General features: G+C 72.7%; 7 protein-coding genes. 4 read left to right on the plus strand and 3 right to left on the minus strand.

What is annotated here, in order from left to right; all coding sequences use genetic code 11:
* Positions 1–3: 3 nt before the first annotated feature.
* Positions 4–2,766, minus strand: a complete 2,763-nt coding sequence (locus QQM39_RS02325; protein ID WP_301994897.1) for a LuxR family transcriptional regulator — start codon at positions 2,764–2,766, stop codon at positions 4–6.
* Between the two features lie 280 nt (positions 2,767–3,046).
* Here QQM39_RS02325 and QQM39_RS02330 point away from each other — a divergent pair, with 280 nt between their 5' ends.
* From QQM39_RS02330 to QQM39_RS02345, 4 genes are read left to right on the plus strand one after another with little or no spacing between them, the layout of a single operon-like run.
* The gene (locus QQM39_RS02330) at positions 3,047–4,429 is read left to right on the plus strand and encodes a glycosyltransferase (RefSeq protein ID WP_301994899.1); all 1,383 of its coding nucleotides are present in this window, start codon (positions 3,047–3,049) and stop codon (positions 4,427–4,429) included.
* Entirely contained in the window at positions 4,426–5,487 is a 1,062-nt protein-coding gene (locus QQM39_RS02335) for a DegT/DnrJ/EryC1/StrS aminotransferase family protein (RefSeq protein ID WP_301994901.1), read from the plus strand. Before QQM39_RS02330 ends, QQM39_RS02335 begins: the two co-directional genes overlap by 4 nt.
* Positions 5,484–6,692 (plus strand): cytochrome P450, encoded by a 1,209-nt coding sequence (locus QQM39_RS02340; RefSeq protein ID WP_301994902.1) that lies wholly within the window; start codon positions 5,484–5,486, stop codon positions 6,690–6,692. Before QQM39_RS02335 ends, QQM39_RS02340 begins: the two co-directional genes overlap by 4 nt.
* 33 nt (positions 6,693–6,725) lie before the next feature.
* Positions 6,726–6,920 (plus strand): ferredoxin, encoded by a 195-nt coding sequence (locus QQM39_RS02345; protein ID WP_301994903.1) that lies wholly within the window; start codon positions 6,726–6,728, stop codon positions 6,918–6,920.
* 69 nt (positions 6,921–6,989) lie between these two features.
* Here QQM39_RS02345 and QQM39_RS02350 read toward each other — a convergent pair whose 3' ends face one another.
* Together QQM39_RS02350 and QQM39_RS02355 are read right to left on the minus strand one after the other, a co-directional pair.
* A complete protein-coding gene (locus QQM39_RS02350) occupies positions 6,990–8,174 on the minus strand; it encodes a cytochrome P450 (RefSeq protein ID WP_301994904.1) in 1,185 nt (394 codons plus the stop codon).
* 50 nt (positions 8,175–8,224) lie between these two features.
* Positions 8,225–13,393 carry a type I polyketide synthase gene (locus QQM39_RS02355; RefSeq protein WP_301994905.1) on the minus strand — a complete coding sequence of 1,723 codons (5,169 nt, stop codon included), beginning with the start codon at positions 13,391–13,393 and terminating at the stop codon, positions 8,225–8,227.
* Between the last annotated feature and the right edge of the window lie 5 nt (positions 13,394–13,398).

Consider the following 13,398-nt stretch of genomic DNA (forward strand, 5'->3'; position numbering starts at 1 on the left):
GGTTCAGGCCGTGTCCGGCAGATGGCTGTGCAGGCCGGTCGGCAGGTCCTTGCGGTACTTCACGTTGAGTTTGCGGTAGACCCGGGTGAGGTGCTGCTCGATGGTGCTCGGGGTGATGAACAGCTTGCCGGCGATCTCCCGGTTGGTGAGGCCGACCGCGGCGAGCGCCGCCACCCGCCTCTCCGCGTCGGTGAGCCGGGAGATCGGGTCGGTCGGCGGCTGTTCCTCGGGTGACTCGTCGTCGGGCCCGCGCCGGCTGGGCAGGAGTTCGTCGCGCAGCGCCGTCGCGTCGCACACGTTCGCCACGTGCCAGGCGCGCCGAGCGACGCTCCAGGCCCGCCGGTGCTCGCGCAGCGCCTGGTGCGCGTTGCTCAAGTCGCCCAGTGCGCGGGCGAGTTCGTACTGGTCGCCGCACTCCTCCAGGACGGCGACGGCCTCGTCGAGCAGCCGGGGCCGGTGCTGGGGCGCGGTGGTTGCCGCGAGCAGGCGCAGGGCCACGCCGCGGGTGCGCGAGGTCTCCGGGCCGAGCCGGGCGAGCTGTTCGCCCAGGAGCCGTTTGGCCTCGTCGCGGTTCTTGCCGTGCCGCAGCCACGCCTCGGCGGCACTGGTACGCCATGGCACGAGTACCGACTGGTCGATGCCCCACTCGGTCATCAGCTCGCCGCACGAGAGGAAGTCCGCGAGCGCGGCGTAGTGCCGGTCGGTGGCCAGGTAGTGGTGGCCGCGGGCGTGCAGGTAGGGCAGGCCGTAGCGGCTCCGGAACATGGCGTCGGGCACGGGCTGGGTGAGGTGGGCGGCGGCCTCCTCGTGCCTGCCCTGCTTGGTCGCCGTCTCGACGAGGACGCCCAGCGGGACGCCGACCGCGACTCCCCAGCCGCCCGGGGGCATGAGGGTGAGCGCGTCGCGGGCGTGGGCGTGGGCCCCGGCGAGGTCGCCCTCGCGCAGGGCGATGTCGCCGCGCACCCCGGCGTAGAGCGCCTGTGCCACGGCGAGGTCCCTGGCCCGGGCGTCGTCGAGGAGTTTGTCGCACCAGGACCGGGCGAGGTCGAGGCGGCCGGCGTGCACGAGGGCGTGCAGCGCGGGCAGTGCCGTCTGGGGCCCCCAGGACATGCCGTCGCTCGGCCGCGCGACCTGCAGCACGTGCTCGGCGTCGGTGACGGCGTGTTCGTCGGGCCCCTGGGTGAGGACGGTCGTCAGCGCCGTCACGGCCCTGAGTGCCGGGCCGGTGGTGCGGCCGGCCGGTCCGCTGTCGCGGTCGGTCCCGGCGGGTGGCCGGGTGCGTCGGGCGAGCGGCGGGTGGGTGCAGGCCAGCCACAGCTCGGTGGTCCGGTCGGCGGTGCCCGGCTGGTGCCGGGCGCGCCGCAGCCGTTCCATCGCCTCGGCCGCCTCGTCGACGCGCCCGTGCCACAGCAGGGGCGGCACCAGGGAGCGCACATCGCGGTCGGACAGCCGCCCGGCGCGCATCGCGTCGGTGACGGTGGTGAGCCGGCGGCCCGCGGCGGCGGGGTTGACCCGCGACTCCACGCGCACCAGCTTCGCCGCGATCGCCGCCTGCCGGTGTGCCTCGGGGCAGGCGCGGTGGGCGCGTTCGAGGCAGCGCAGCGCCGTGTCGATCCGTTCCTCGCGCAGCGCGTGCTCGGCGGCCTCCTCGAACACCGGTACCGCCCAGCTCTCGTCGGCCCTGTCGGCCCCGTCGGCACGCAGCAGGTAGGGCGCCACCTCGGTCGCGGGCGCTCCCTCGTCGTGCACCAGCAGAGCGGCGGTCCGGTGGGTCCGGCCGCGTTCGTCGGCGGGCATGTCGTCGAGTACGGCGGTGCGGGCGGCGTCGGTGCGGAAGCGGCCGTCGGCCAGCAGCCCGGCATCGGTCAGGAGGTCGAGCGCCGAGCGCACCGCCTCGACATCGAGGCCGGCGAGGCGGCCCAGCCGCTCGACGGTGGCGTGGGCGCCGGTGACGGCGAGCGCGCGGGCGACCGCCACGACGTACGGCTCGCAGCGGTGGACACAGCTGACGAGGGCCCGGCGGAACCCGGGGCCGGGCGCCGGCACGCCGTCCGCGTCCGGCCCGGCCGTCCGCCGGTCGGCGAGCAGGGACCGGGCCAGCAGCGGGTTCCCCCCGGTGAGCGCCATGGCCTCGCGGCCCGCGTCGGCGCCGCCGAACAGGTCGGCCATGCCCGCCTCCGACAGGGGCGCCACGCCGATCTCATGGCAGTGCGGGTGCCGTGACAGCTCGGTGTGCAGCGGGGAGTGGGCGGCGCCGGGGCTCGCCGTGCGGGCGAGGAGCAGCAGGATGCCGGCCCGGCCGAGGCGGCGGACGAGCGACAGCAGCCAGTGCAGTGACTGCGGGTCCGCGTGCTGCACGTCGTCGACGCCGATCACCAGCGGGCTGTCCGCGGCGAGGTCGAGCAACGCCAGGCACAGCGTGTGCAGTTGGTGGGCGGTCGCGGGTCCCGCGGTCCGGGCCGCCGCGTCGAGCAGGTCCCTGACCTGGGCAGGCGCGCCGAGCGCATGCAGGAGCTGGCCGGCCACGCCGAAGGGCAGGTCGCGTTCGAGGGCCGAGCAGGTCGCGGACACGAACCGTTCGCCGCAGCGCTCGCCGAACCGGTGCAGCAGCTCGGTCCTGCCGCAAGCCACCGGGCCCGTCACGAGGGCGACCCGGCCCGATCCGGCGACGGCGTCCGACAGCAGCGCGGTGAGGCCGGCCCACTGGGCGTCGCGTTCGATCAGTCCCGTGCACCCCGTCTCGGCGCGCCGGTCCGTGCCGGTCATGTCGCTGCACCTCTCACCTGGGGCCCTTCCGACGGAGTCCGCGCGGCGTCGCGATGCCCGTCAGGCTCGCGTGCTCATCGTCGCGGCCTCGGACGGGGGGCCGAAAGCGCAGCACAGAGGTTCTAGGGCATCACCTGGACATCGGGCGGGCGGCAACTCTAGGGCTTCACCTCGACATGGCCCGCACCCGGCGACACCGGCACACGGCGTCGGGCAGGCTCGGCGCCACCAGCAGATTCCGCGGTGCCAGATTCCGTCATGCCGCCTGAAGGGTGCAGCCATGAGTCAGCGGCCGATCTTGTTCGTCAGCCTGCCCGAGAGCGGTCTGTTGAACCCGATGTTGGTGCTCGCGGAGGAACTGTCCCGGCGTGGCGTGGCCGACCTGTGGTTCGCCACCGACGACAAGGCGCGCGAGGAGGTCGCGGCGACGGCGGTCGGCTCCCCCGTCGAGTTCTTCTCCCTGGGCGAGGTCGTCTCCGAGATGTCCTCGGTGACCTGGGACGACAGCACGTATGCGGCGGTGACGCAGCGGTCGCGGTTCAAGGCGCGGCGCGCCGTGATCGAGCAGACCGACCGGCCCGCGCTGCGGGTGCCCAAGTACCGGGCGCTGGAAGAGGCGGTGGAGAAGATCCGGCCGGCCCTGATGGTCGTGGAGAGCATGTGCCAGTTCGGCTGGGAGCTCGCCATCTCCAAGGGGATCCCGTTCGTGCTCAGCGACCCGTTCGTGCCGTCGAACCTGCTGACCTCGGCCGTGCCGATCGGGCCCTCGCACACCCCCAAGGGCTTCCCGGTGCCGCACTCGGGCCTGCCCGCCGACATGTCGTTCCCGCAGCGGTGGCAGAACAGGCTGTTCCAGTGGCGGACGCTGGCCATGGCGTTCGGGAAGTTCAACAAGGAGCGCAACGCGGTCGACGCGCGGGTGCGGGCGGAGCTGGGCATCGCCCCTGAGGCGTACGGCCAGTTCTGCCGCGTGGAGCGGTCCGAGCTGGTGCTGTGCTACTCGATCCCGGAGATGGACTACGCCTTCGACCTCCCGGCGAAGCTGCGCACGGTCGGCGCGCTGGTGCCGCCGCTGCCGCAGTGCCCGCCCGGCGAGCTGTCCGCCTGGCTCGACGCGCAGGGGTCCGTGGTCTACATGGGCCTCGGCACGATCACCCGGCTCACGGCCGGGCAGGTGCGGGCGTTCGTGGAGGTGGCCCGGCGGCTGGAGGGCCGGCACGCGGTGCTGTGGAAGCTGCCGCGCGACCAACAGGCCCATCTGCCCGCGGACCTGCCGGGGAACCTGCGGGTCGAGACCTGGGTGCCGTCGCAGCTGGACGTGCTGGCGCACCCGAACGTGAAGGTGTTCTTCACCCACGCGGGCGGCAACGCGTACACGGAGAGCATCCACTTCGGCAAGCCGATGGTGTCCCGTCCGCTGTGGGTCGACTGCTACGACCAGGCCGTGCGCGCCGAGAGCTTCGGCGTGGGGCTCACGCTGTCGAAGCCGCACACCGTCGACCCCGACGACGTGCTCGACAAGCTGACGCGCGTGCTCGACGACCCCGCGTTCACCGAGAACGCCCGGCGTCTGGCCGCGCTGCAACAGGCCGCCGGCGGCCGGACCGCCGCCGCCGACCTGATCCTGGACCTGCCCGCGCTGTCTTCGGAAGTGAGTCGATGAGCTTCACGTATCCCGTGTCGATGCCGTCGCTGAAGGGCAATGAGCTCGACTACGTCACCCAGGCCGTCACCAGCGGCTGGATCTCCTCGCAAGGGCCTTACGTGCCCCGGTTCGAGGAGGCGTTCGCCGCCTACAACGGGGTGGCCCACGGGGTGGCCTGCTCCTCGGGGACGACCGCGCTGACGCTCGCGCTGCGCGCCCTCGGGGTCGGTCCCGGCGACGAGGTGATCGTGCCGGAGTTCACGATGATCGCGTCGGCGTGGGCGGTCACCTACACGGGCGCGACACCGGTGTTCGTGGACTGCGCCGACGACCTCGACATCGACGTGACGAGGATCGAGGAGAAGATCACCCCGCGCACCAAGGTGATCATGCCGGTGCACATCTACGGCCGGCGCTGCGACATGGACGCGATCCTGGAGCTGGCGTACGAGTACAACCTGCGCGTGGTGGAGGACTCCGCGGAGGCGCACGGCATCGCGCCGACCGGCGATATAGCCGCGTTCTCCCTGTTCGCCAACAAGATCATCTCGGCGGGCGAGGGCGGCATCTGCCTGACCGACGACCCCCATCTGGCCCGCCAGATGGCGCATCTGCGCGGCATGGCGTTCACCCGGGACCACAGCTTCCTGCACAAGAAGCTCGCCTACAACTTCCGCATGACCAACCTCCAGGCGGCCGTGGCGCTGGCCCAGACCGAGCGGCTGGACGAGATCCTGGCCACCCGGGCACGGATCGAGAAGCGCTACGACGAGGGACTGCGCGGCATCGACGGCATCACCCTGATGCCGGAGCGGGACGTGCTGTGGATGTACGACCTGCGCGCCGAACGCCGGGAGGCACTCCGGGAGTTCCTCGCCGGCCGGGGCATCGAGACCCGCCTGTTCTTCAAGCCCATGAGCCGGCAGCCCGGCTATCTGGACCCGGTCTGGCCGACGCTGAACGCGAACCGCTTCGCCGAGGACGGCCTGTATCTGCCGACGCACACCGAACTGACCGAGGAAGACCAGGAGTTCATCGTGGCGCAGGTCCGCGCGTTCTACGAGGTGTCGTCATGACCTCCTCCCCCACGGCCGGCGCCGAGGCCGACGCCGAGGACGAGGACGAGATCGTCCCGTTCGTGCTGCGCCGCCCCGGCGCCCCGTTCCCGCCCCCCGAGTACACGGAGTTCCGGCAGCGGCCCGGCCTGGTGAAGGCCGCGCTGCCCTCGGGCGACACGGTGTGGCTGGTGACCCGGCACGAGGAGGTGCGCCGGATCCTCACCGATCCGCGCATCAGCGCCAACCCCGCGCACCCGGGCTTTCCCAGGCCGTCGCGCACCGGGGGCGTGCCCACCGCCGACGAGGTGCCGGGCTGGTTCGTGGCGCTCGACCCGCCGGACCACACCAAGTTCCGCAAGGCGCTGATCCCCGAGTTCACGGTGCGCCGCATCCGCGCGCTGCGGCCGGTCGTCGAGGAGATCGTCGACCACACCATCGACCGGATGCTCGCCCGGGGCGACACCGCCGACCTCGTCGAGGACTTCGCGCTGTCGGTGCCGTCGCTGGTGATCTCGTCCCTGCTCGGTGTGCCCAAGGTGGACCGCGGCTTCTTCGAGGCCAAGACGAAGGTCCTCGTCACCATCAACTCGACCGACGAGGAACGCGACAACGCCTCCCAGCAACTGCTGCGCTACCTCAACCGGCTGATCGCGATCAAGACCAAGCGGCCCGGCGACGACCTGATCAGCAAGCTGGTCGAGGGCGGGCTGCTGTCCCCGCAGGAGCTCTCCGGCGTGGCCATGCTGCTGCTGATCGCCGGCCACGAGACGACGGCCAACAACATCGCCCTCGGCGCGGTCACCCTGCTGAACGACCCTCGGTGGATCGGCGACGAGCGCACGATCGAGGAACTGCTGCGCTTCCACTCGGTCGCCGACCTGGTGGCGCTGCGCGTGGTGGTGGAGGACATCGAGATCGGCGGCCGGCTGCTGCGGGCCGGCGAGGGCGTCGTACCGCTGGTGGCCGGCGCCAACCACGACCCCGCGGCCTTCGACCGCCCGCATGTGTTCGACCCGTCCCGGTCCGCGCACGGGCATGTGGCGTTCGGCTACGGCGTCCACCAGTGCCTGGGGCAGAACCTGGTGCGTCTGGAGCTGGAGGTCGCCTACCAGAAGCTGTTCGCCCGCATCCCGACCCTGCAGATCGCGGTTCCGCCGGAGGAACTGCCGTTCAAGTACGACGGGGTGCTCTTCGGACTCCACGCACTGCCGGTGCGGTGGTAGCGCCCCTCAAGCGCCCTTCCCGGAGGAAAGATCATGACGCGCATCAGTGTGGACACCGACAAGTGCATCGGGGCGGCGCAGTGTGTGCTGACCGCGCCCGAGGTGTTCGACCAGGACGACGACGGCTTCGTGGAACTCCTGCAGGAGGAACCGGAGGGGCCGGAGGAGCGTTCTGCGCGGATGGCCAGGTCGGTCTGTCCGGCTCAGGCGATCACCGTGCACGAGTGACCCGCCCCCGAACGCTCCCGAGCATCGAAACGGCCCCCGCCCTTGGGCGGGGGCCGCTTTTCGTGCGGGTCACCAGGTGACGGGGAACCTCGCCAGACCGCCGGCCAGCCGGCCGCCGGGGTGGGACTCCAGTTCGGCCTCCGGCACCGCGAGGCGCAGCGAGGGCAGGCGGGAGAACAGCGCGGTGTAGGCGACGGCCAGGATGATGCGCACCAGCGGCGCGCCCGTGCAGTGCCGCATGCCGTGCCCGAACGTGAAGTGCGGGTTGGGCGTGCGGGTGACGTCGAAGCGGGACGGCTCCTCGAAGGCGCGGGCGTCGTGGTTGGCCAGCGAGAAGTCGAGCATCACCAGGTCGCCCTCGGCGATGGTGACCCCGCCGATCTCGATGTCCTCGCTCGCGTACCGGGGCAGCACGGGGCTTCCGATCGTGGCCCGCATGACCTCGTCGACCGCCCGGACCATGACGTTCGGGTCGGCCATGGCGAGGGCGAGCTGGTCGGGGTTGCGCAGGAACAGCAGCACCCCGAAGTCGAGGTGGGAGGCGAGCCCGGACAGGCCGGTGAACAGCAGCGTGACCGTGTGCAGTCCGATCTCCTCGTCGGTGAGACCGGAGTCGATGAAGCGGGAGATCACGTCGTCGCCGGGTTCGTCACGGCGTTTGGCGCCGAGCTCGGCGGCGTAGCCGAACAGGGCGTCCATGCCGGACTCGGCGTGCTGCCGGTCGGTGTCGCCGACGGTGTCCATCATGGCCAGCAGCCGCCGGCGGTCCTCGGCGGGGACGCCGACCATGTCGCACAGCGCCTGCTGGGAGTACTCCATCGAGTAGGACTCGTGCAGGTCCGCGGTCGGTCCGGCGGCGATGATCCCGTCGAGCGTGGCGTGCGCGATCGCCTCGACGCGGGAGCGGCGGTCGAGGACCTTCCGGGCGGCGAAGCTCTTGGTGTACAGGACACGCTTGTTCTCGTGGGCGCGCCGCTCGGTCTCCACGTCGTCGCTGGTGACGAGCATGTCCAGCATCGGGTTGCGGAAGAACCGGGGCGCGTTCTGCGGATCCTTGTGCGAGCGGCCGAGGCGGTGGTCCTGCAGCAGCGCCTTGACCTCGGCGTGGCGGGTCACCAGCCACCCCTCGTCGCCGGCGGGCGTGAGGATGCGGCACACGGGGGCCTGTTCCTGCAGACGCAGGCGGATGTCGCTGAAGGCGAGGATCGAGGGCTGTTCGACCCCGATCAGGGGCAGTTGCTGTGAGAGAGGCATGGGATCCTTCCCGCTGGTGGGGGTGGCTGGGGCCCGCTGGTGGGGGGTGGCTAGGGCCGGTCGGTGGCCAGGGTGGTGAGCCAGTCCTCGATCACGCCGGCGGTCAGGGCGGCGTCCTCCTTGACCATGGCCATGTGGTCGGTGGGCACGATGCGGATCTCGTCCGCGGGTACGGACACCTCCTGGCCGGTGGTCGTGAACTCCGTGCCGTCCACTTCCCGGCCGCACCGCACGAGCATCTTCGGCACGGTGGGGTGCAGGCCGGTGTCGGTGATGCGGACGAACCAGTGGGCCATCGCCGACAGGCGCGCACTGTTCAGGTTCACCGCGGGCGAGTCCATGGTGGTGAAGTAGTTGGTGGTGACCGAGTCGAAGTCGAGGCCCTCGTTGGTGTCGTAGTTGAGGCTCAGCGTGTCGAGCATGATCACGGCTTCGGGGGCGATGCCCCAGGTCTCCTCCAGCACAGCCGCGGCGAGGTAGGCCAGGGTGCCGCCGGAGGAGTGCCCGACCAGGCAGAACGGTTCACCGTCGCCGGCGTGCAGCACGCTCTCGGCGACCCAGCGCACGGCGGCCGCGGTGTCCTTGGGCAGCGGCTCGCCCGGCTCGAACCCGATCAGCGGCAGCGCCGACACCTGCCGTTTGCCGCGCAGGTGCGCCGCGAGGCGGGCGTACATGTGGACGCCGGCGGTCGCGCCGGGCGCGCTGATGCAGATCAGCTTGGGCAGCGCCGGGCCGTGGGCGAGGGTCACCGCCGTGGGCAGGTCCTCCAGTTCGGCCGGCGTCTCGAACATCGGGCGCAGGTTCGCCACGGCCTTGAGCAGGCTCAGGCCCTGCAGCACCTTGCCGGTCGACACCGACTCCATGAACAGCCCGAACACGGTGTCGGACGGGTCGACGGCGGCGCCGGTACCGGCGGAGGCCTCGGCCGGGCCCTGGAGCGTGCCGAGGTCGGCGAGCAGGGTCCGGGCGAGGTTCGCCGGGGTCTTGTTGTCGAAGACGATGGAGCCCGCCAGCTTGCGGCCGCCCAGCAGTTCGCCCAGCTGGTTGCGGAGTTCGACGGCGATGAGCGAGTCGAAGCCCAGCTCCAGGAAGTCCTTCTCCGGGTCGACGGCGCTCGGGTCGGGGTGGCCGAGCAGCGCCGCCGAGGTGCCCACGACGAGGTCGCGCAGCATGGTCTCGCGGGCCTCGGGGCCGGCGCCGCGCAGCCGGTCCAGGACGGTGACGGCGGCCTTCTCGGCGGGCACCGCGGTGGGCGCGTCGGTGAGGAGGCCGCGCAGCAGCGGGGCGACGGGGCCGTGGGCCCGCCGGCCGGCCGGGTTGACGTACATCGGCACGAGCAGTGCCTCGTCGCGGGCGAGCGCCGCGTCGAACAGGGCGAGGCCCTGCTCCGCCGCGAGGGGCGGCATCCCGGAGCGCGCGATGCGTTCCATGGCGGCCTCGCTCAGCCCGCTCGTCATGCCGCTGTCCTGCGCCCAGGGACCCCACGCCAGCGAGACGGCGGGCAGCCCCTCGGCCCGGCGACGGACGGCGAGGGCGTCCAGGTAGGCGTTGGCGGCGGCGTAGTTGCCCTGCCCGGCGGCGCCCATGACGTTCGCGACCGACGAGTACAGCGCGAACACCGCGAGGTCCAGGTCCCGGGTGGCCCGGTGCAGATGCCAGGCACCGTCGGCCTTGGGGCGCAGCACCGCGTCGAGGCGTGCGGGGGTGAGGGTGTCGACGAGGCCGTCGTCCAGCACGCCGGCGGTGTGTGCGACACCGGTCAGCGGGTGGGCGGCGGGCACGGCGGCGAGCAGTTCCGCGACGGCCTCCTCGGTGGAGACGTCGGCGGCGACGACGGTGACCGAGGCGCCCCGCGCCTCGAGTTCGGCGCGCAGTTCGCCCGCGCCGGGCGCGTCGGGGCCGCGGCGGCCGGCGAGCAGCAGGTGCCGTACGCCGTGGCGGGCGACGAGGTGGCGGGCGAGTGCGGCGCCCAGGCCGCCGGTGCCGCCGGTGATCAGGACCGTGCCCTCGGGGTTCCAGGCGGGGGCGGACGGCGCGGTGGCGGGCAGTTCGGCGAGGCGGGCGACCTTGACGACGCCGTCGCGGACCAGCACCTGGGGCTCGTCCCACGACACCAGCCGTACGACCGTGGCGATCGACACGTCCGACGCGTCGAGGTCGACCAGGGTGAACCGGCCGGGGTGCTCCGCCTGTGCGGTGCGCACCAGGCCCCACGCCGCGGCGGCGGCCAGGTCCTCGCCGGTTGCCGCGCCCCGGCTGACGAACACCACGCGGGCGCTCTCGTACCGCAGGCTCTCCTGAAGCACCGTCAGGACCCGGGTCGTCGTGTCCCGCACGCTGTCGGGCGTCTCGGCACCCGACACCGACACGACGAACACGTCCGGCGCGGCGGCCTGGCCCGCGGCGTCGGCCAGGGTCTCGCCGTAGCCGGTGACGGTCTGGCCCGCGCTGTAGAGGACGTGGGCCACGTCGAACTCGTCGGTGCCGACCACGGCCCAGCGGGCGGTGGCCACGGGCACGCCGTCAAGCGGGGCGGTGACCCAGTCGACCTCGTGGAGCGCGGGGCGGTGGGCCTGCTGCGGTCCGGCGTACGGGCCGCCCGGCGCCATGGTGGACTGCGGCCAGAACCGGTGCCGGTCGAACGGGTAGGTGGGCAGGTCGATCCGGCGGCCACCGGCGTAGAACGACGACCAGTCGACCTTCGCGCCGGCCGTGTGGAGCCGGGCGAGCGCGGTGACGAGGGCGGTGTCCTCGGGCCGGTCCCGGCGCAGCAGGGGCACACAGCCGTCGACGAGGGCGGAGAGCACGCCGACCGGGCCGACCTCGACGAAGGTGGCGTCGCCGATCGCGGCGACGTGGTCGGCGAACCGCACCGCGTCCCGCACGTGCCGCACCCAGTACTCGGGCGAGGTGACGTCGCCGGTCGTGGCGATGGGCAGGCGCGGCGTGTGAAAGGCGAGGTCCTTGATGGAGTGGCGGAACTCGTCGAGCATCGGCTCCATCAGCGGCGAGTGGAAGGCGTGGCTGACGCGCAGCCGCTTGTGCTCCCAGCGTTCGGCGATCCGCAGGACCTCGCTCTCGTCGCCGGCGATCACCACGGAGTCGGGGCCGTTGACGGCGGCGACGGAGACGTGCGCGGTGAGGTGCGGGAGAACGTCCGCCTCGGTGGCCGTCACGGACACCATGGCGCCGCCTGCGGGCAGGGCCTGCATCAGGCGGGCTCGGGCGGTGACCAGCGTGGCCGCGTCCCGCAGCGTGAGGACTCCGGCGACATGTGCGGCGGCGATCTCGCCGATCGAGTGCCCGGCGAGGTGGTCGGGCTTGATGCCGTAGGACTCCAGCAGGCGGTAGAGGGCGACTTCGAGGGCGAAGAGTGCGGGCTGGGTGTTGCCGGTGCGGTTCAGGGCCGCCTCGTCGTCGCCCCAGATCACGTCGCGCAGCCCGGGGTCCAGGAGCGCGAGCACCTCGTCGAGGGCGGTGCGGAACACCGGGAAGCGGTCGTACAACTCGCGCCCCATGCCCAGGCGTTGGGCGCCCTGGCCGGAGAACAGCACGGCGAGCGGGCGGCGGGTGACCGTGCCCCGGGCGAGCACGTCGCCGTCGAGGAGTACGGCTCGGTGCTCGAAGGAGGTGGAGCGGGTGGTCAGCAGGGAGTACCCGATATCGACAGCGCCGACGGGGTCGCCGGAAAGCTGTTGTGCCTGCTCCACACGGGAGTTCAGGGCGGTGTCGGACTTGGCGGAGACCAGCCACGGGACCGAGGAGGGGACCGCAGAGGCGGCCGGGCGCTCACCGGCCGCGGGCGCTTCCTCAGCCGGCCCCACCTCAGCCGATGCCTCCTCAGCCGATGCCTCCTCGACCGGCGCCTCCTGGATGATCACGTGCGCGTTGGTGCCGCTGACGCCGAACGACGACACACCGGCCCGGCGCGGCTTCTCCGTGGGCGGCCACGGCACGGCGGAGGTGAGCAGTTCGACGTTCCCGGCCGTCCAGTCGACGTGCGAGGTCGGCTCGGTGACATGCAGGGTGGGCGGCAGTTCGGCGTGGCGCAGCGCCATCACCGTCTTGATCACCCCGGCGACGCCGGCGGCGGCCTGGGTGTGACCGATGTTCGACTTGATCGCGCCCAGCCGCAGCGGCGTCTCACGACCCTGTCCGTAGGCGGCGATCAGCGCCTGTGCCTCGATGGGGTCGCCGAGTGTCGTGCCGGTGCCGTGCGCCTCGACGGCGTCCACGTCGGACGGGGTGAGGCCGCCGGAGGCGAGCGCGGCGCGGATCACCTCGCGCTGGGCGGGGCCGTTGGGCGCGGACAGCCCGTTGGAGGCGCCGTCCTGGTTGATGGCGCTGCCCGCGAGCACGGCGAGCACGGGGTGGCCGTTGCGGCGGGCGTCGGACAGCTTCTCGACGAGCAGCACGCCGATGCCCTCGGACCAGCCGGTGCCGTCGGCGTCGTCGGAGAACGCCTTGCAGCGGCCGTCGGCCGCCAGGCCGCCCTGGCGGGTGAACCCGGCGAAGTTCGACGCCGTCGTCATGACGGTGACGCCGCCCGCGAGGGCGAGGGAGCACTCGCCGCCCCGCAGCGCCTGCGCCGCCAGGTGCAGGGCGACCAGCGAGGAGGAACAGGCGGTGTCGAGGGTGAGCGAGGGGCCTTCCAGGCCGAGCGTGTAGGAGACCCGGCCGGAGATCACGCTGGCCGCCGTACCCATGCCGGCGTGGCCCTCGACGTCCTCCTGCGAGGCGATCAGCACATGGCCGTAATCCTGGCCGTTGGTGCCGACGAACACGCCGGTCCGGCTGCCGCGCAGCGTCACCGGGTCGATCCCGGCGCGTTCGATCGCCTCCCACGAGGTCTGCAGCAGCAGCCGCTGCTGCGGGTCCATGGCCAGCGCCTCACGCGGGGAGATGCCGAAGAAGCCGGGGTCGAACTCGGCCGCGTCGTACAGGAATCCGCCCTGCAGGGTGGCGCTGTCGCCGCCGGCGAGCGTGCCCAGGTCCCAGCCCCGGTCGGTGGGGAAGCCGGAGACGGCGTCCCGGCCCGAGGACACCAGGTCCCACAGGTCCTCGGGCGAGCGGACGTCGCCGGGGAACCGGCAGGCGATGCCGACGATCGCCACCGGTTCGTGCCGGGCGTTCTCCGCCTTCTCCAGCCGCTGCCGGGTCTGGTGCAGGTCGGCGGTGACCCACTTCAGGTACTCCACGAGCTTCTCGTCGTTCGGCATCGCCG

It is taken from the genome of Streptomyces sp. DT2A-34, assembly GCF_030499515.1.
Lineage (GTDB): Bacteria > Actinomycetota > Actinomycetes > Streptomycetales > Streptomycetaceae > Streptomyces.

Excerpts from the sequence above, each read along its gene's own strand:
- QQM39_RS02325 (WP_301994897.1), bottom strand. The coding sequence starts at position 2,766 with ATGACCGGCACGGACCGGCGCGCCGAGACGGGGTGCACGGGACTGATC.
- QQM39_RS02330 (WP_301994899.1), top strand. The coding sequence starts at position 3,047 with ATGAGTCAGCGGCCGATCTTGTTCGTCAGCCTGCCCGAGAGCGGTCTG.
- QQM39_RS02335 (WP_301994901.1), top strand. The coding sequence starts at position 4,426 with ATGAGCTTCACGTATCCCGTGTCGATGCCGTCGCTGAAGGGCAATGAG.
- QQM39_RS02340 (WP_301994902.1), top strand. The coding sequence starts at position 5,484 with ATGACCTCCTCCCCCACGGCCGGCGCCGAGGCCGACGCCGAGGACGAG.
- QQM39_RS02345 (WP_301994903.1), top strand. The coding sequence starts at position 6,726 with ATGACGCGCATCAGTGTGGACACCGACAAGTGCATCGGGGCGGCGCAG.
- QQM39_RS02350 (WP_301994904.1), bottom strand. The coding sequence starts at position 8,174 with ATGCCTCTCTCACAGCAACTGCCCCTGATCGGGGTCGAACAGCCCTCG.
- QQM39_RS02355 (WP_301994905.1), bottom strand. The coding sequence starts at position 13,393 with ATGCCGAACGACGAGAAGCTCGTGGAGTACCTGAAGTGGGTCACCGCC.